11 protein-coding genes and 3 pseudogenes are annotated in these 18,562 nt (G+C 55.7%); 7 read left to right on the top strand and 7 right to left on the bottom strand.

Translation table 11 applies throughout. The annotated features are described in order from the left end of the window. Positions 1-363 precede the first annotated feature (363 nt). Positions 364-798, top strand: a pseudogene (locus tag CAF65_RS03775) (molybdopterin-dependent oxidoreductase); the annotation flags it as partial. A 60-nt stretch (positions 799-858) separates the two neighbouring features. Here the strand turns inward: CAF65_RS03775 and CAF65_RS03770 are convergent. Both CAF65_RS03770 and CAF65_RS03765 read right to left on the bottom strand, forming a co-directional pair. After that, complete coding sequence (locus tag CAF65_RS03770; RefSeq protein WP_085715076.1) at positions 859-1,212, bottom strand: gamma-glutamylcyclotransferase family protein; 354 nt, start codon at positions 1,210-1,212, stop codon at positions 859-861. Positions 1,213-1,235: 23 nt separating this feature from the next. Continuing rightward, positions 1,236-1,901, bottom strand: a complete 666-nt coding sequence (locus tag CAF65_RS03765) for a M24 family metallopeptidase (RefSeq protein WP_085715075.1) — start codon at positions 1,899-1,901, stop codon at positions 1,236-1,238. Between the two features lie 333 nt (positions 1,902-2,234). On the opposite strand from CAF65_RS03765, the pseudogene CAF65_RS03760 reads away from it, so the two are divergent. The 3 genes and pseudogenes from CAF65_RS03760 to CAF65_RS03750 form a co-directional block, all read left to right on the top strand. Next, positions 2,235-2,508 (top strand): annotated as a pseudogene (locus tag CAF65_RS03760) (bestrophin family ion channel); the annotation flags it as partial. 598 nt (positions 2,509-3,106) lie between these two features. Further along, complete coding sequence (locus CAF65_RS03755; RefSeq protein ID WP_085715074.1) at positions 3,107-3,913, top strand: lytic transglycosylase domain-containing protein; 807 nt, start codon at positions 3,107-3,109, stop codon at positions 3,911-3,913. Positions 3,914-4,002: 89 nt separating this feature from the next. Continuing rightward, a pseudogene (locus tag CAF65_RS03750) lies at positions 4,003-4,752 on the top strand (IS5 family transposase). Positions 4,753-4,777: 25 nt separating this feature from the next. Here the strand turns inward: CAF65_RS03750 and CAF65_RS03745 are convergent. Both CAF65_RS03745 and CAF65_RS03740 read right to left on the bottom strand, forming a co-directional pair. Then, positions 4,778-5,668 carry an N-acyl homoserine lactonase family protein gene (locus tag CAF65_RS03745; protein ID WP_085715244.1) on the bottom strand — a complete coding sequence of 297 codons (891 nt, stop codon included), beginning with the start codon at positions 5,666-5,668 and terminating at the stop codon, positions 4,778-4,780. A gap of 435 nt (positions 5,669-6,103) precedes the next feature. Then, complete coding sequence (locus tag CAF65_RS03740; protein ID WP_085715073.1) at positions 6,104-7,756, bottom strand: gamma-glutamyltransferase family protein; 1,653 nt, start codon at positions 7,754-7,756, stop codon at positions 6,104-6,106. Positions 7,757-8,661: 905 nt separating this feature from the next. Here CAF65_RS03740 and CAF65_RS03735 point away from each other — a divergent pair. Further along, positions 8,662-9,138, top strand: a complete 477-nt coding sequence (locus CAF65_RS03735; protein WP_085715243.1) for a RidA family protein — start codon at positions 8,662-8,664, stop codon at positions 9,136-9,138. Between the two features lie 283 nt (positions 9,139-9,421). On the opposite strand, the gene CAF65_RS03730 is transcribed toward CAF65_RS03735, so the two are convergent. Both CAF65_RS03730 and CAF65_RS03725 read right to left on the bottom strand, forming a co-directional pair. After that, positions 9,422-9,721, bottom strand: a complete 300-nt coding sequence (locus CAF65_RS03730) for a hypothetical protein (RefSeq protein WP_085715072.1) — start codon at positions 9,719-9,721, stop codon at positions 9,422-9,424. 209 nt (positions 9,722-9,930) lie between these two features. Then, complete coding sequence (locus tag CAF65_RS03725; RefSeq protein WP_085715071.1) at positions 9,931-10,572, bottom strand: response regulator transcription factor; 642 nt, start codon at positions 10,570-10,572, stop codon at positions 9,931-9,933. Between the two features lie 384 nt (positions 10,573-10,956). Here CAF65_RS03725 and CAF65_RS03720 point away from each other — a divergent pair, with 384 nt between their 5' ends. Continuing rightward, entirely contained in the window at positions 10,957-15,819 is a 4,863-nt protein-coding gene (locus tag CAF65_RS03720) for a response regulator (RefSeq protein ID WP_085715070.1), read from the top strand. Between the two features lie 105 nt (positions 15,820-15,924). Further along, a complete protein-coding gene (locus CAF65_RS03715) occupies positions 15,925-17,058 on the top strand; it encodes a response regulator (RefSeq protein ID WP_085715069.1) in 1,134 nt (377 codons plus the stop codon). Positions 17,059-17,450: 392 nt separating this feature from the next. Here CAF65_RS03715 and CAF65_RS03710 read toward each other — a convergent pair whose 3' ends face one another. Beyond that, positions 17,451-18,149: an ion channel gene (locus CAF65_RS03710; protein ID WP_085715068.1), complete on the bottom strand. Its 699-nt coding sequence runs from the start codon at positions 18,147-18,149 to the stop codon at positions 17,451-17,453. Between the last annotated feature and the right edge of the window lie 413 nt (positions 18,150-18,562).

The following is an 18,562-nucleotide window of genomic DNA, read 5'->3' as shown; positions in this document are numbered from 1 at the left end:
GCAGCGTTTGTGCCAGTTAGCGTCGGGAAGCTTCACCTATTTGGACATTCGGGCTCCAAAGCTATACCGGAATGCCCCGGCAACCAGGCTCCAGGGCGTGTTTCAGTTGGCGGGAGTTGCATTTGCAGGATAGTTATTCGATACGGGTCAAAGCACAAAATGCTGGAGTTCAGGAAGGTAAAAGCCGGGTTCACCTGCATTCGACTGGTGCATGCCATGACGCATAGCGCTATATAACGGTGCATATAGCCGTCAACTCTGAGTCTCTTTTGACTCCTGAGACCAATGTTCGCAACAAGCATTACCAGCCTTTCTGAAGGCCCTGGTGTGTACACGTCCCCTCATTACCCGGCTGGCTTCGTTCGACCGTGCACCAAAGGCAATACCTGCGGCCAGGCCATTGCCAAGTCGGGACGGATGGAATACGCCTACCTGCGTCAGGAGCGCAATCGAGACCCGGTACGGGTTGCCATGGACAAAGCCATCAGCGAGACCGCCAGGAGGCTGCGCGAGATCCTTGATACCCAAGGCCCCGACGCCCTGGCGTTTTACGTGTCCGGGCAGATGTCGCTGGAAGCCCAGCACCTGATCAACAAGTTGGCCAAAGGCTTTGTCCGGACCAACAACATCGAGTCCAACTCACGCCTGTGCATGGCCAGCGCGGGCAGCGGTTACAAGCTCTCGCTCGGCTCTGACGGGCCACCGGGGTCTTATCAGGACTTCGATCACTCGGATCTGTTCTTCGTGATCGGCGCCAACATGGCGGACTGTCATCCGATTCTGTTCCTGCGCATGATCAGAACATCATTAAGGTTAACGCTGCGCTCAACGCCTATTCACTTTCCAAGTCATCGGAATTCAGGCCTGCACGTAGACCCAGGCACTGGTTCCGGACTTCAGCAAGACCCCTACCCGCTGATAATCAGCCACCTCATACTCATCGGCCTCAGCCAACTCCTGCGCAGTGATCTCGAACACGGTGCCAGCGATCTCATCCGACGGGTCACCACTCGACTGCACGATGGGATGATGGGCTTTGCCGCTCGCCGCCAGCACTGCCGGATCGGTAATCTCGACCCAGTCCTGTCTGTAGCCCGGCAGGCTGTCCGGCCGTCCTTTCAATTCACGCCCGAAGGTGGATAGCTGGACGGCTGGGTCTTGCAGGGTGCCATAAGAGAACAGCAACACCCGTTGCTCGGTAGCGTGGGTCATTGGAACTCCTTGGTTGAAGTCGTTCAGATCAGCAAGTCTTCATAGAACGCGCCAAACGGACGCTCGGGATGGGCAAGCTGGATTTCCAGAATCCACAGGCCGGTGTTCGGGCATTGATCAAGATCCCCAAGGTCGCCGCCCCGGTAAATCGCATGGGGAAAATCGCTGACCCTGTGGCCTTTGATGTCGAGGTTGAGCTTCCATCCCATAGCCTGTGCCTGAGCGGCCGCAAAGTCATAAAGCGCCACCCCGGAAACACGCTCGCGGCGCCAGAAACTTTCGACCCGGTTGAACAGCTCCCTGGCCGCCGCCGCGCAGGCGAGCATTTGCGGATCGGAGCCGGTGGTGAAGGTCGCGCCGGCATCACCTTCGTGTCCTTGCCACACCACCCCCATGTCGATGAAGAAAATGTCTTCGGCCCCCAGCTCGGGGTCGCCATCGGAGCGCTGCTTGAAAGTCTTGAGCGTGTTGGCACCAAAGCGAACCAGCAACGGGTGCCAGATCCGGTCCATGCCCAGCTCCGCCAGAATCTCTTTGCCTCGCAACTGTGCCTCGGACTCGCGCATACCGGGCGTGATGACACGGGCAATCCGGTCGATGGCCTTCCAGGTCATCTGCTGTGCATGACGCATCGTTTCCAGTTCGTAACGCTCACCTACCGCTTCTTTGCTGCTCAAAACCGTACTCATCATTCATTCCCTTGCCAAGAAAGTGCAGGCTACACGCTATATAGTTTTGTATATTGCGATACTTGATTCCAAAGATAAAGCCATGCCCCATGCCTCGACCTCGTCTTATGACTACTTCCAGCACTCAAAACCGTAGTGAAGCCAAAAGTGGATGAGGCGGACTATGAAGCGGTTGTCGCCACCATTACTCAGCTGGTATTGCAAGACTCCGCACCTGAGACGCGCTCGATGCTCACGATTCGCAACCCTGTGAGTGGGCCGTTATGGCTGGTTGAATAAAGCATTCCCGGCGTTGATCCGAACCAGGCTGCCCTTTTCCATATCTGAGGCCCCATGATCACTCACCCGCAAAATCCCTCCATTCGGACTCTGCTGTTTTCGCTCAAGGGTTCGATCATTCCCGTGATCTGGAAAAGTGCTCTTCACCATGTTGATCAGTTCAGCGGTCGTGGCGATGCACGGCACGCTCTGTCACTTCAAGGTGCTCCTGACTGCCACACCGTTTACGCTCTGGGGGCTGACCCTGGCAATTTTCCTCGGTTTTCGAAATACGGTGGCTTATCAGCGTTTTTGGGAAGCCCGCACCCTATGGGGAGAGCTTCTGATTGGGTAGAAACCGGAGACATCGTTTACAGGTATGAAATGCGGTCAGGAGGTGCCTGACCATACCCTGGAATCGAGAGTCCCCAATGGATCAACGAATCAAACTCATAGACGATGTGCCGCAACACCGAAATCTCCGTCCTGGAACTGCTCGGCGAAACCACGCTGGCACCGCACCAACCGGTGGACGGCGTGCTGTTGTAGCCAAGCAGCCAAGTCTCAGGGCTACGTTTAACCAGCTTTTGGGGAAACCCTCTGCGCAAGGTGTATTTCATTCTCGGATGAATTCGGCCTGGGCGGATAACGATGACAACTTTGCCGTCGCCTGCCTGGGCCTGTCCCGCCCCGGCTCCGGGTCCGTCACCCGCGGATCGGACTTGCGCCCGGCCCTTGCAAGCCCGGATGACGCGTCGTGCGAGCAATCAGGCCTGCGCCTCGCCTGGGAACGCCGGCAGCCCGTACGTCAACGCAAGTTCCAAGGTCGGTTACAAGGGGTATAACTATCAGAACAAAAGGCGGGTCACCCGGACTAGGCCCTCCAAAGGCAACGCCCGAGCCAGGCGCCCCAGGCCTGATCGGCGCCTGCGGCGCGGAGCGATGTGATGAGTTCCAGAGCATGGCGATGGGCTCGCAAGAGCCTTCTTGGCTGCATCGAACTGGCCTTGCTGGTCGCTCCACTGTGCGCCAGCGCCATGTTCAAGTGCCAAGCCAGGGACGGAGCCATCAGCTACACCAGCCAAGCCATCGCCAGCGCCCGCTGCACTCGCCTCAATGGCATGGCGGGCGCCGGTGTCGGCGCCAAGGCAATGGCCCTGCCACGGCTTGTACGGGACGACGACTCAGGCGCGGTGCGGATCCGGGTGTGGACCTTCATTCACAAGGGTATTCGTCAATATGTGAGCCGGCGCCCCGTCGGGATCTCCGCACGGGTCGATGTCCTTGAGCTCTATTACATCAAGGGCTGCTATCTGTGCATGGCGCCGAAGGATTTCAAGGTCGCCTCACTGCGCCTGGACACCCATTCCTATCGGCGGGAGATCGAAGCCGCTTCGGGTCATTATGGTGTCGACAGGGCGCTGGTCCGCGCAGTGATACATGCCGAATCGGCGTTTCGCCCCAACGCCATTTCCGAAGCCGGCGCCCAGGGGCTGATGCAGTTGATGCCCGCCACCGCCGAGCGCTTCGCCGTGGACGATCCGTTCGACGCACGACAGAACATTCGTGGCGGCGTGCGCTACCTGGCCTGGCTGCTCAAGCGCTTCAACGGCAACCAGGTGCTGGCGTTGGCAGGTTACAACGCCGGCGAAGCGTCCGTGGTCGAGTACAACGGGGTGCCTCCCTACGCCGAGACGCAATCCTACGTCACCCGCGTGCAGTCCTTGACCGAACGCTATCGCAACCATCGCTAGGCTCTGTACGAAATCAGCCGAAAGCAATTTGAACGCCACCGACGCCGAGATTCAGTAAAGTCCACGTCCATCAAAGGCAGGAGCCCACGATGACCAAACGGTACGAACTCCCCCGACGCAGCCTGGGATTTGGTTGTGGACATTTTCAATGAACCGCGCCGTAGCGGGCGACCGCGAACAGATGATCGTCTGATGCTCAACGGTGTACTTTGGGTGCCCTGCTCCGGCGCCGCCTGGCGCGACATGCCTGAGCGCTTCGGCCCTTGGTCAACGGTCTATCAACGTTTTCGTGACTGGCGCAATCGCGGAACGTTTGACCAGATGCTCAAGCGGCTTCATATCAAGCTCAACGAGCAAGGGTTGATTGATCTGGAAACCTGGATGATTGACTCCACTGCAGTACGCGCAACTCGGGCTTCCTCTGGTGCCGGGAAAATCTATGGTCGGGCGGGCAAGCCAGCGACACCGCTTATGCCCAGCCGTTGCTGGATAAGGCACATATCCCAAGTTTGCGCGGTCGTCCCCGTAAACGCTGTCGGTGGTTGTTGGCAGATAAAGGCTATGACGCCGAAGCTTTGCGTCGTTACTGCGACCGGTATCGGATGCAGCCAGTGATTCCTCTGCGCAGCATCAAGCGCAAACCCAAACCGGGATTGCCGAGACTGTTCGATCGTCCCAAGTACCGCCAGCGCAATATCATCGAGCGTATGTTCGGCTGGCTGAAGGAGAACCGCCGCATCGTTACGCGGTGCGACAAGCTTGCGAAAGGTTATGCGGCGATGGTCTCGCTGGCCTGCACCATGCGGTGTTTACGACATTACTTTTCGTACAGCCCCTAACACCTTCTAACCAAGTTAACCCGCATCAATCGTAGGCATCTGGTAATAGCTTTAATGTACTCATTTGAGTTTTGTCGTGCCCCAAAAACAGCGTAGCCTTCTGTTCTGACAATAACGTTCTAATCCGCCGCATTGACTCAATGGAATCCTTTTTGTCAGTATTAAGGGTAGGAACTACATTATCAGAAAAGTTCCTGGCTAAATGAGCAACATCTCCAGCCAAAATAATAGAGCCAGTATTTTTCAGGTTGACCAATAAGGTTTGGTGGCCTGGTGTATGCCCTGGGGTAGAAATCAGCCTAACACTACCGTCTCCAAATATATCCATGTCTCCCTCGACGAGCATGAGGTGTTTCGGTGTTCCAATCAGTTCTCGTGCCAGCGCTTTCATTTGATCGGTATCTGTATTGGCTCCATCACCGGAGTTCATCCACTCATACTCAGCCCGTTGCATTAAAACCTTTGCGCCCGGGAACAGTTTCACATTACCAATATGATCGCCATGGATATGGGACAGGCCTAGATAAGTAATATCATTTGGAGTCAGGTTAATCTCGTCAAGTTGAGCTGCCAATGTTTTATCCAGGTAATACGTGTTGAATCTGGAAATAGTCCAACCCTTGGGATCGTTCGCAGAAGCATCGGGCACCCCCGCATCCCATAGCAGCCAGTCCTCTGCGTGCTTGACGAGCCAGCAACTTGATGAGAACTCCGCCGTTTTCCCGATGTTTTGGCCGGGGGTCCATATCGACATATCATGAGTAACCGAGCGTCCGCAATCCACTCGATATAACCGATCAGCCACACCGGTTGTATGTAGCACTGGAGCAGCGGTGATCAGTGATTTTTTACTTTCTGACTCTGCTATCGCAGGCAAATTAAAAACAAATAGAAGGGAGGCGATCAGCTTGGGCATAAATTTTGCTCTAACGGGCATACACTAAATTTCCCTGTTGAATTGAGGTCACATGTTCTGTCAAACAGCTAAAAACCACCACATTAATTTTATTGCTGGGTGCTACCGTATTGTAAGATCTTCTTGCCAGGAGTTCCCGAAGGCCTGCGGTGCAGATTGAATAGCGCATTGTTATTCTGTGCGCCAAATGCATTTTTATTGTTTATGGCTTGTAGGGGGCGCGATTATGTGAGCGTTAAGATATTTTATAGATCCTGCCCGGTGCTATTAAAATCAAATGGTCAGTGCTGAAGGAAGCTTTGAAAAAGACTTACATTTCTGGTGAAATCCCCCTATCACACGAATCGAACGGTTGAGCCCGATGAAACAGCAGTCCATCTCTCGCTGGAGAAGCTGAACAAGGCCAATCGAGATGCTGGTCCACGAGTCTCTACCCTATTGAATCACAGCCCATCCATCTCTTCTTTTATCGACGCCGACATCAAAGACCCGCTGCTTATTGGTATTCAGTAACCTCACGCCCATGACATTGCCAATTTTTCCGCTGAGCCCCAGATAACTTTCCAGGTTGTCATTCTGCACGGTATGACCTTTTTTTCGCAGAGCTGCCACTGTGGGTCCCGGGATATCTTTTTCAGTCACGACAAAATTTCCTTCCTCGATAAAGGCTATCTTTGGTGCGTCGATGGCCTCCTGCATCGTCATACCAAAGTCGATGAGATTGATGACGACCTGGGCAATATTCTGCGGGATCGTATGACCTCCGGGTGTACCGAGTGCCGCCCAAGGTTCTCCGCCCTTTTTAATAATGATGGGTGAGTTGCTGGATAGCTTGTATCTGCCCGGAAAAACATCCATGGGATTACCCTTGGGTTCAAAGGATGAAAAAGCCATGGAGTTGTTCATCCAGATCCCCGTACCTTCGATCATGGTCTTGCTGCCAAAACTCGTACCTAGCGTCTGAGTAGAGCTCACAATATTCCCCCATTGATCGACCACTACAAAGTGGGTGGTATTAACCCCCTCTCTGTTCGTTTGAGCATCGAAATGAGCGACTTTATTGGCATCAATGGATTGAGCGATTTTCGTAAAATTATCCTTGTTGAGGAGCGTATTCTCGATATAGGACCTTTCCTCCGCCGTTCCCGGGGTTGCCAATACGGTCTTGGCGGACCGCTTCAACACTTCGGCCGTTAGATGAAGATACTCAGGTTGGTCCCGTTTGGCTTTCTTCAAGTCGAACTGCCCCATTGCCCCCAGGGTCAGCAGTGCGGAAAAACCATTTCCCGGCATACCCATGGTATAGACCTCATACCCCTTGTATTCGATCTTGATCGGGCTCCACCATTCTGCAGCATCGGCACGCAGATCCTCGATGGAAAGGAAGCTCCCCGACGCCTTCATCTGAGTATCAATACGCTGGGCAATCGCTCCGCTGTAGAACACTTGCGGCCCTTGTGCAGCGATCAACTCATATGTCTTCGCCAGATCCTTCTGCACCAGGAGGTCACCTTCCAGCAGCGGGCTTCCTACCCGGCCGTAGATAGATTTCGAATAGTCGGAAAAGCCACTAAAGGCCGACTCGATGACCTTGGCAGTAAAAGGGGGAATGGGAAATCCGTTATGCGCATGATCTATGGCGCTACCGAACAGAGTTTCCCAAGGCAACTTGCCATAGGCGCGATGCATTTCGCTCCAGGCATTCAAGTTTCCGGGAGTAGAAATGGATTTAGCGCCGCGTCGGTTGCCGAGGTAATTCTCAGTGGGGGCTCGCATCAAATCGGAGTTGGTACTGAGGGGAAACTTTCCGCTGGCATTCAAATATTTTACTTCCCCGCTCCCAGCATTGTAGAGCAAGGTCGAACCATATCCTCCCAATCCTGACATTGCCGGTTCCACGACACTCAATGTGGCTGAAATGGCGACAGCCGCATCGAACGCATTACCGCCTTTCGCCAATATTTTCATCCCCGCTGCAGTTGCCAAAGGGTGCGCTGATGCAACTGCGCCAATAGAAGAGTCTTGGGTGGCTAAGGCTAGAGACGAATGAGAAAACAGCACAAAAGGCACAAGCCAGGTTTTACACATGGGGGACCCTCCATTTTGGTAATTTTTTATGCCCGTTATCCTCGACACCAGAGTGCGTGCATTACAGCAAAAAGTTGTACGCTTGGTAGAGCCCCACAAGGACTGGGCCGAACTGTTGCCCCTACCGGCCTATATACCAGAACTGAACTCGGGCTAACTGCTAAATGGCGACCTAAAGTAGAAGATTTGCAGTGGACGCACAGCTTGCAATCAGAGCGAACAGGAAAGTCGTGCACGCTAACTAATCCGGCAATTAAGCAGGCACATCAGTTCGCCAAAAATATTCCAGGCACCGTAAGTACAAGTTAACTTTCAGGGGTGTAAATAGACACATTTCATGACCCGGCATCTCAAGCAATCAATATAAGGAGGAGATATGCACATACAGAATTGATCAGCCTTTTCTTCATATAATATTACTCTTTCTCTGATCTCTGCTGCGTTACAGCCTGGACAGATTAAAGGTACTTCAGTAGCGCATACTCCCTGCATGGAAGATCGATGTTCGTAAATAATGTGCGCAGCGGTCACTCTGGCGGCAATGCTCGTCATAGCTACAGACTACTCTGAATCGACGACAGCCTGATACTTAGGAATACGGGGCACTACGAAGCTCAATCCAGCCGTCCAGAATCAAATGATCTTTGCCCAAATCGATTTCTAAAAGATAGTTGAAAATTCCGCAGTTCATGTCGGAAATTTCCGAGGCGATACGAAGCACCTACGACGCTCGGGCCGAGAAATTTCCTACAAGCGAGAGAGAGAGATGACCTATCCCTTAATGCCTTTTGCGGTGAAACAATCAACCCTGCAAAAGCCAGTTGATGGCCATTACTCAACGTTAAGAGTGCCCCACTTCACTCGAGAGTCCCCGCATGCCAAGCAAGCTTTCCTTAAGCGTCCTGATGGGCACCCTGGTCACCACGCTCGCAACCAGTAATGTCAACGCCGCTGATGTGATCCGCCACAAGATTCCCGACTCCGATTTTCCGATCTCGTTGGCCATCGAAATCCCGGCTGACGCTCAAGTGGTAAATTTCAGCGGAGTCGTGCCAGCAGTGATCAACAGCAAGGCAGATCCAAGTTCCATCGCTGCGTATGGCGATACCGAAACACAGACTGTCAGTGTGCTTAAGATCATCGAAGCCAACCTAAAGAACCTTAATCTAAGCATCGGCGATGTGGTCAAGATGCAAGTCTATCTGGTCGGTGTCACGGAACACGGAGGGAAAATGGATTTTGCAGGCTTCATGAAAGGCTATAGGCAGTTCTTCGGAACGGCGGCACAACCACTCCTTCCTACCCGATCTACTTTCCAAGTAGCGGCACTGGCCAATCCAGGTTTCCTGGTTGAAATCGAAGTCACTGCTGTACGCCGTTGACTCGGCTCGGGCCTCTTCGCGGCGTGATTCCGCCGCCCCTCCGAAGGCTGAAGATTAGCTGCTCAAGGCCAGGCTTCACCAGGGATGCCCCTTGCGCGACGAAGGCCAGACGTACAAGGGTTTGGAGGTCATCACGCCCTGAAAACAAACCACGCAGCACAAGCCGCAACCAGGGTGGCTGCGGCTTTTCAAATGCTGAGTTAAGCGCCTGAACGGGGGAATTTCCCTGCAGGCCGACGGTAGCGAAATATCAATTACCCGCAGTAGTCATTGAGCCAGGCCTCTAGCGTTTACCCTTTATGGAGACTACGGAAAGATAAGCACCCCAAAGCAGACCGCACACGGCAAGTATCAGCTCCGGGTTGAAAATGTTCTGATCGACCGGCGTCACCACGATTTCGCTATAAAGGCACAAGGCGCCCGCGATCAAGGCCATAAAGTAGTTGGTCCGGGTTCTGGTCCGGCGCAGCAACAGAACCTTTTTCAGACCCTCGTCTTTCCATTCTTGAAGGGGCATGCTCTGGATCTCCTCCAGCAGTACCACACCCCACAGCAACGCGCATAACCAATAGCCAATCATCATGTAGTCCTCCAGTTAGAACTTTGATTCAACATGAATGCAACGCGTACTTCGCGCTTAATCTACGAACTTTGCAGAGAGCTCAATATGCTTGAGTTGAACGGATACCACTATCGACGTTAGCTGGACTTCTTTGTGGAGATATCGGCCAAGAGTTTGTAGTGATTCCACTACAAGCAGGCTGGATCGGCTGCGTCGGATGGCAAGGCATTCTAGGTTAACAGGCCGTTTTCCAGTGCATAGCGGGCCAGTTTCGCATTGCTGTCCATCCCTGTTTTTTCCAGGATGCGTGCCCGGTACGTCGTGACGGTACTCGGGCTCAAATGCAATATCTGAGCGATGCGGACGATTCTCTCGCCTGCTGCGAGCAGCTTGAGTACTTCAAGTTCCCGGTCGGACAGTGCTTCGTGGGGTGCCGCGTCGCCTCTGCCGATAGCGTTGACCAGTTTTTCTGCCAGCTCAGGACTGACGTGCTTGCCGCCTGAGGCCACCTTGCGAACCGCCGCAACCAGGGTGGCTGCGGAAATATCCTTGGTGAGGTATCCCGCAGCGCCGTGCTTGATGGCGCGTAACGCATAGGCCTCGACCGAATGCATGCTCAACATCAGTACGGCGAGCCTGGGCTTCTCTGATCGCATGAGCTTGAGGAGCTGGAGGCCGGTCTTGTCGGGCAGCTGGATATCTACCAGCGCCACGTCGAAATCCTGCTCCCGGATCAGGAGCATTGTGTCCTGTGCCGTCCCGGCTTCACCCGTTACTTCGATCTCGCCGGCAGTCTCCAGCATGCGTCGCACACCGTTACGCACGATGCTGTGATCATCCACCAGCAAGACTCTGATTTTTTGCTCAGGCATCTGTATTTTCCATTCGTACCCGCAAGGCCCTGGCCGTATCGTGTCTTGCTGTACAGATGATGTTGAACCCGCTGGCACAGTGGTGCGCTCATGCATTCCCACACTAACCCTGCGGCCAGTGACCGACAAGCCATGGAACCTGCTGCAGGGTTTGACGTTAGCAGGCCGGGACTGCACTGCAAGATGACAATTTCTCCAGGATCCGGGGCATTTCGCCAACCTTGCTAGTATTTCGTAAGCTGACGCTCGGTTTTCAGCATGGGAAATACTGCAAGGCCGGCTCCCGCGGCAAGGGCAATCCTGGAGTCAATACCCGTGTGGGCATTCAGAGCGGGGGCATTTCCGGCCTCTGGTGCGTGGCATCAATTTTGACTGGACACAGACATGGCCACAGTAACGACACCGATCGAAGTTATCGACATGAAGACGTTGCTGGCAGCGCTGCAGTCGTTGCGCAAAGGTGACTTCACTACGCGTATGCCGGAAGACTGGACCGGCATGCCGGGCAAGATCGCCGACACGCTCAACGAGATCATCGACATGGCAGCCGACACCACCACCGAATTCGAACGCGTGGCGCGACTGATCGGCAAGCAGGGCAAGGTCGACGAGCGTATCGAATTGCCGATGATGAAAGGCTCATGGCAAAAGATCGTCAACTCGAGCAATACGCTCACCAGCGACCTCATCAGCCCGATGAACGAGATCATTCGCGTTGTCGGTTCGGTGGCCGAGGGTAATCTGAGCCAGCAGGTACCGCCGGTACTCAACGGCCTGAAACTGCGGGGCCAGTTCCTCAAATCCGCCGGGATCGTGAACACCATGGTGACGCGACTGGGCTCCTTCGCTTCCGAAGTGACCCGGGTGGCCCGCGAAGTCGGCACTGAAGGGATTCTCGGTGGTCAGGCCAATGTCAAAGGAGTGTCCGGCACCTGGAGAGATCTGACCGACTCCGTCAACGACATGGCCGCCAACCTGACCACCCAGATGCGCAACATCGCTTACGTGACGACCGCGGTGGCCAAAGGCGATCTGGGCAAGACGATTACCGTCGAAGCCAGGGGTGAGATTCTTGAGCTGAAAAACACCATCAACACGATGGTCGGCCAGCTCTCGAGCTTCGCTGCGGAGGTGACCCGCGTGGCGCTGGAAGTCGGTACCGAAGGCAAGTTGGGCGGCCAGGCGGAAGTGCGCGACGTATCAGGCACCTGGCGCGACCTGACCGAATCGGTCAACGGCATGGCGGCCAACCTGACCACCCAGGTGCGCAACCTCGCACAGGTGACGACGGCGGTGGCGCGTGGCGACCTCGGCAAGAAAATTACCGTTGAAGCCAAGGGCGAGATTCTCGAACTGAAAAACACCATCAACACCATGGTCGACCAGCTCTCCAGCTTCGCCGCGGAGGTGACACGCGTCGCGCTTGAAGTCGGTACCGAAGGCAAACTGGGCGGACAGGCCGAAGTGAGCGGCGTATCCGGAACCTGGAAGGACTTGACCAATTCGGTCAATGGCATGGCGGCCAACCTGACCACCCAGGTGCGTAACATTGCCGACGTAACGACGGCGGTGGCCAACGGCGACCTGTCGCGCAAGATCACAGCCGAAGCGAAAGGTGAAATTCTCCAGCTCAAGGAAACCATCAACACAATGGTGGACCAGCTCTCGACCTTTGCCGACGAAGTGACGCGCATGGCCCGCGAAGTGGGGACAGACGGCAAGCTCGGTGGCCAGGCCAAGGTGGCGGGCGTCGGTGGAACCTGGAAAGACCTGACCGACTCGGTCAACAGCATGGCGGCCAACCTGACCAATCAGGTGCGCAACATCGCCGACGTGACGACGGCGGTGGCCAAGGGCGACCTGGGGCGCACGATTACCGTGGAAGCCAAGGGCGAAATCATGGAGCTGAAGAACACCATCAACACGATGGTGGACCAGCTCAACAGCTTTGCTGCCGAAGTGACGCGAGTGGCGCGCGAAGTCGGCACCGAAGGAAAGCTCGGAGGACAGGCACAGGTGCAAGGCGTGTCCGGCACCTGGAAGGACTTGACCGAAAACGTGAACTTCATGGCGGCCAACCTGACCAGCCAGGTGCGAGGCATCGCTAAAGTGGTGACAGCGGTAGCCAACGGCGACATGAAGAAGAAACTGACACTGCAAGCCAAGGGCGAGATCGCCGAACTGGCCGACACCATCAACAGTATGACCGATACGCTGGCGCTGTTCTCCGACCAGGTGACCTCGGTGGCGCGTGAAGTGGGCGTCGAGGGCAAGCTCGGTGGCCAGGCCAACGTGCCGGGTGCTGCCGGCACCTGGCGCGACCTGACCGACAACGTGAACGGTCTGGCGGCCAACCTGACCAATCAGGTGCGCGCAATTGCCGACGTGGCGACTGCCGTGACCAAGGGCGATCTGACCCGTTACGTGGAGGTGGAAGCAAAGGGTGAAGTGGCGGAATTGAAGGACAACGTCAACGAGATGATCCGCAACCTGCGGGAAACCACGCGGCAGAATGCGGAACAGGATTGGCTCAAGACCAATCTCGCGAAATTTACCCGCCTGCTGCAGGGCCAGCGCGATCTGGCGGCGGTCTCCAAGATGGTGCTGTCGGAACTGGCTCCGCTGATCAACGCCCAGCACGGTGTGTTCTACATGATGAACGAGAGCCCGCCCGATCCTGCGAAACTCAAACTGCTGTCGGCTTATGCGTACAAGGGCAACATCAACGTGAACGATGAGTGGCGGCTCGGCGAGGGCCTGGTCGGGCAATGCGCTTACGAAAAGCGGCGCATTCTGCTGACCGATGTACCGGGAGATTACGTCGCGATTTCATCGGGACTGGGTGCGGCCGCCCCGCTGAATATCATCGTGTTGCCGATCCTGTTCGAGAACAAGGTCAAGGCCGTCGTCGAAATGGCTTCGTTCACTCGCTACAGCGTCATTCACCAAACCTTTCTTGATCAGCTAGCTGAATCGATTGGTATCGTGCTCAACACGATCGAAGCCAATATGCGTACCGAAGAACTGCTCAAGCAGTCGCAATCGCTGGCGCAGGAGTTGCAAAGGCAACAGGAAGAGTTGCGACAGACCAACGAGGAACTGGAGGACAAGGCTGGAATGCTGGCGGAGCAGAAAGCCGAAGTCGAGCGCAAGAACCGCGAAGTCGAAATCACCAAGCTGTCGCTGGAGGAGAAGGCGGAGCAACTGATGCTGACCTCGAAATACAAGTCCGAATTCCTCTCCAGCATGTCCCATGAGCTCAGGACGCCATTGAACAGCTTGCTGATCCTGGCCCAGCAGCTCAGCGACAACGTGGAACACAATCTCACTCCCCGGCAGGTCGAATATGCCAAGACCATCCGTAGCGCCGGCAAAGACCTGCTGGAGCTGATCGACGAGATTCTCTATCTGTCCAAGATCGAGTCGGGCACGGTCACACTGGATCTGAACGAGGCACTGTTCGCCGATCTGCACGACCAGATCGAACGCACCTTCCGCCCGGTCGCCGAAAGCCGGGGCCTCACCTTCACGATTGAACTGGCGCCTACCCTGCCCCCCGTCATCTGGACCGACGAAAAGCGCCTGCTGCAGGTGGTCAAGAACCTGCTGTCCAATGCCTTCAAGTTTACTGAGCAAGGCAGCGTCAAGATCAGCATCGCGCCCGCTGTGTCCGGGTGGAGCGTGGATCACAGCGAACTGAACCACGCCAATGCGGTGGTCGCCTTCGTGGTCACCGACACTGGCATTGGAGTCTCTGCCGGCAAGCAGAAACTCATCTTCGAGGCGTTCCAGCAAGCAGACACCGGAACCTCGCGAAAATACGGCGGCACCGGCCTCGGTCTGTCGATCAGCCGCGAGCTGGCACACCGGCTGGGCGGTGAACTGCGGCTGATCGCCGGTGAGATCGGCAAGGGCAGTATTTTCGCGCTGTACGTGCCCTTGCGTACACCGGATGCCCAGCGTCAGTTGCCAGACGAATCAGCGACAGAGACAGTAACTGACCTGGTCAGGCGCGACCTGATGCCAGGCCCTTCTGCACAGATACTGGACGACCGCGAGTCTGTCCAACCCGGGGACCAGGTGCTGCTGATGCTCGAGGGCGACGCCCGATTCGCCAGCATTCTGCTCGAGGCCGCGCACCAGAAAGGGTTCCGGGCTATCGTCACGACCCGTGGCACGGATGCGCTGGAGCTTGTCGAGCGCTTCAAACCCGCCGCGATCACGCTGGACCCGGGCCTGACGGACATCGATGGCTGGTTGCTGCTCGAGCAGTTGAAGCGAAACTTCGCCACGCGTCACATCCCGGTCCAGATCATCTCGAACGCTGACGACCGCACACGCGGGCTGCGCTACGGCGCTTTCGACTTTCTGCTCAAGCCGGTCACAGCCGACGAGATTCAAAATGCGCTGGTCGGCATCGTGGCATTCGCACGGCGCAAGACCAGGAGTCTGCTGCTCGTCGACGGCGACGAAGGCAGCCGCGCCCGCATCCTCGATCTACTCGGCAATACCGACGTGAAGGTCGCAACGACCGACAGCGGCGCTGAAGCCTTGAAGAAACTGGCAAAGCAACGCTACGACTGCATGGCAATCAACCTCAAACTGCCCAACGCATCCGGTATCAGGTTTCTCGAGGCGTTGCAGGAAGACCACGCAATGCGTGAATTGCCGATCGTCGTCTATGGTGCGCAGACACTGACCAAGCCGGAACACGAGCGATTCAGGACACTGCTCGGCAAGGGCGTCATCAAGGCGGTTCAATCCCCCGAGCGCATACTCGATGAAACCGCGCTGTTTCTACACCGCGTCGTAGCCAGGCTGACGCAGACCCAACGCAGGATGCTGGAAAAACTCTATGAGGGCTCGGACAGTCTGGAGGGCAAAAAAGCCCTGGTGGTCGACGATGACGTGCGCAATATCTTTGCCCTGACCAGCGTGCTCGAGCGCAACAAAATGCTGGTGGCCACGGCCGAAAACGGCCGAACCGCCATAGAACTGCTGCAGCAGCAGCCCGATACCGACATCGTCCTGATGGACATCATGATGCCCGGGATGGATGGCTTTGAAACCATGCGCCAGATCCGTACATTCAAAAGATTTGAAAGCCTGCCCATGATTGCGCTGACGGCCAAGGCGATGATGGGCGACCGTGAAAAGTGCCTCGAGGCAGGAGCATCGGACTATGTCAGCAAGCCGGTGGATACCGACCAGTTGCTGTCACTGATGCGCAAATGGCTCTATCGATGACGCTGTCCCACACACATTGCGCGACAGTAAAAGTGGCATTGTGCGCAAGTTTACCGGTGTTGCCGTCAAGGCTAGAGACGCCAGCGCAAACCGAGTGGCATAAACATGCAGCAGGAACCCCCGGTATTCAAAGAGAGAGCCCAGGTGCGGCAACCGCTCCCGCCTGATGGCGTGCCAGCATCCGTGTTGCTGGTGGATGACAATCCCGCCAAGCTTACGGCGCTGGCCGCGGTGATTGCCGACATGGGCCTCGATATTGCCACGGCGACTTCCGGGCGCGAGGCGCTGCGCCTGCTATTGCAGCGCGACTTCGCAGTCATCCTGCTCGACGTGAAAATGCCAGTGATGGACGGTTTTGAAACCGCGGCCCTCATTCACGGGCGCCCGAAGTCGGCCCACACGCCCATCATCTTCGTCACGGCCGAGGCCGATACGGATACCGAGCGTTTCCGCGGTTATACGTCCGGCGCAGTGGATTACATCTTCTCCCCGATAATGGCCGAGGTTCTTCGCGCCAAGATCCGGGTGTTCGTCGACCTGTTCTACCTGCAGCGCAAACTGACGATGCAGGCCGAAGAATTGCTGCAATCGAAGCTGCAACTGCGTGAACTGGCCGCCTATCAGGAGCACATCAAGGAAGAAGAGCGAAAGCGGATCGCACGCGACATCCATGACGAGCTGGGACAGAGTCTGCTGGCGTTGCGAATCGATGTCTCCATGTTGCAGGCGCGCACCAGTACCATGCACCCCAAGCTCAACGAAAAGGTCAGCGATGCGCTGAATCACCTCGATACAGCCATCCGCAGTGTCCGCAGTATCATCAATGAACTTCGGCCGCCCGTACTCGATCTGGGATTGCAGGCAGCGATCGAGTGGCAACTTGAAGAGTTCCGCCAGCGCAGCGCGGTCGATTGCACGATGTCGGTGAAAGACCCGGATTTGCGTTGTGAGCTGAGTGAAAAATCCGCCACGACACTGTTCCGCATCGTGCAGGAATCGCTATCGAACATTGCCCGGCACGCGCAAGCGACACAGGTGCATGTCGAACTCTACAGGGACGGTCGCCGACTCTACCTGCAGATCAAAGACAATGGCGTAGGCATGACCGATCGCAAAAAATCCAACTCGTTCGGACTGGTGGGGATGAAAGAACGCATCAGCATGCTGGGCGGGGAGTTCACGATCGACAGCGCACCGCACAAAGGAACGAGATTGACGATATCGCTGCCACTCGACTGACCCGGATGGCATGGAAATGCTATGGCCTGGTCTGTTGCCGCCGACGCATTTTTCACCCACACGCCGGAATTTCATTGACCTGGTGTCGAACTCCGAACTCGTTGTTGAGTTTCGCTTTCAGACTGCTGGGGTGGGTCAGAATAGCGTCGGCACCTGGGTCAAAAATGCATTGGCGGTAACAGCTACATATCACCAGGCGCACGGCAAGCGTGCGCTGGTTAATAATCGACCAAATCGTGCGCGGCGGATGTTTAGCGCACGAAGCCTCATTATGAGCCTTGGAGGCCTCTATGAAATCCCGGGCGATTCAATTAGCAGTCGCTCGGAGATGTCCACTCAATCAGGGGCGACTCAATCACTAATACCCGGAGATGGCTCAGGCAAATCGAGAGTCACTTAGTCTGATTCGACGGATAAAGACCGGCAAGCCGCGCTATCACAACACCAACATAAAAGACACCTGAAAACTCTTCGACCATCACCAGTGAGCGGGCGTGGTTGGTCAACGGGATAACATCACCGTAACCGGTAGTTGTGAGCGTCGTGAGGCTAAAATAGATCAGTTTGAAGAAAGTGCCGGGCTGTCCGAAGTCGAGGTGGCCAGGGCCGAATGAGCCAGCGCTGGATAACTCGACCAGGGCATAGACGAAGGACCAGACGAAGGCCAGCATGATGTAACCCGCAAGCGCGCCATGCAGCTTGTCGGCTGTAATCGGCCCGCGTTTGAGAATATAGCGAAGCACTCCGATGAACGAGACTGCAAGAGATGCCGCATAAGATATCCCGGCAAGCTCAAGAATCGCGATACTCTCAGTCCACAACGCCGCCCATTGAAGACCAACCCCAAGCAACGCCAGGCCCAGTTTGAGGATGAACCCCTGCCGAGTCTGCCTGGTGGCGAAAGCGCCCACGAGCAGCACGATTGAAAACAGAGTGCCGAGCAACGTGCGAGCAAATATACCTTCCTCAAGAAAGGGAAACAGGAGGATCAATCCTAGTAAGAGCAGCATTAGATAGGTGCAGGGCCCTCGCCCTATTACCATCTGAGCTAAATCCTCGTCGGATTCGGCTTTATCTTGCGGATTTGTCATACCGGTTTCCCATAGACCGAAACAACGCTCGAGAGCTGACGCTGCAAGTTTGAAATCTGGCTTGGCTTTAGAAGTGTCGGCAGTGGAATTCTAGTCGCGAATGCATCTGAGAGGCTTCAGCCGGACAGCTATAGGTCGATTTTTACCCTTCACGACAGACAGAAGTCGGCCAGGAGCGCCCCCTAAGCAACCCGTTGTCGCTTGGGACTCTTCAAAATGATGCCGTAATGCAGGCACACCTCGCTAGTAGCCAGCGTAGACACGTACTCGCCGCAAAAAACCCTCCTGACAAGCGCGATAATTAGCCAGCTAATTGTTAACGAAAATATGAAGTATTCATTTGAGTTTTCAGATTCTTTCGTCGTGCGGCCTGTGCCTAACATCGACTCCACAGCGAACCAGACTCGGTATCG

Origin of the sequence: Pseudomonas sp. B28(2017), assembly GCF_002113025.1 — a bacterium.
Taxonomy (GTDB): Bacteria; Pseudomonadota; Gammaproteobacteria; order Pseudomonadales; family Pseudomonadaceae; genus Aquipseudomonas.
Note: the sequence above shows the minus strand (reverse complement) of the source record. Positions and strands in the feature narration are given on the sequence as shown.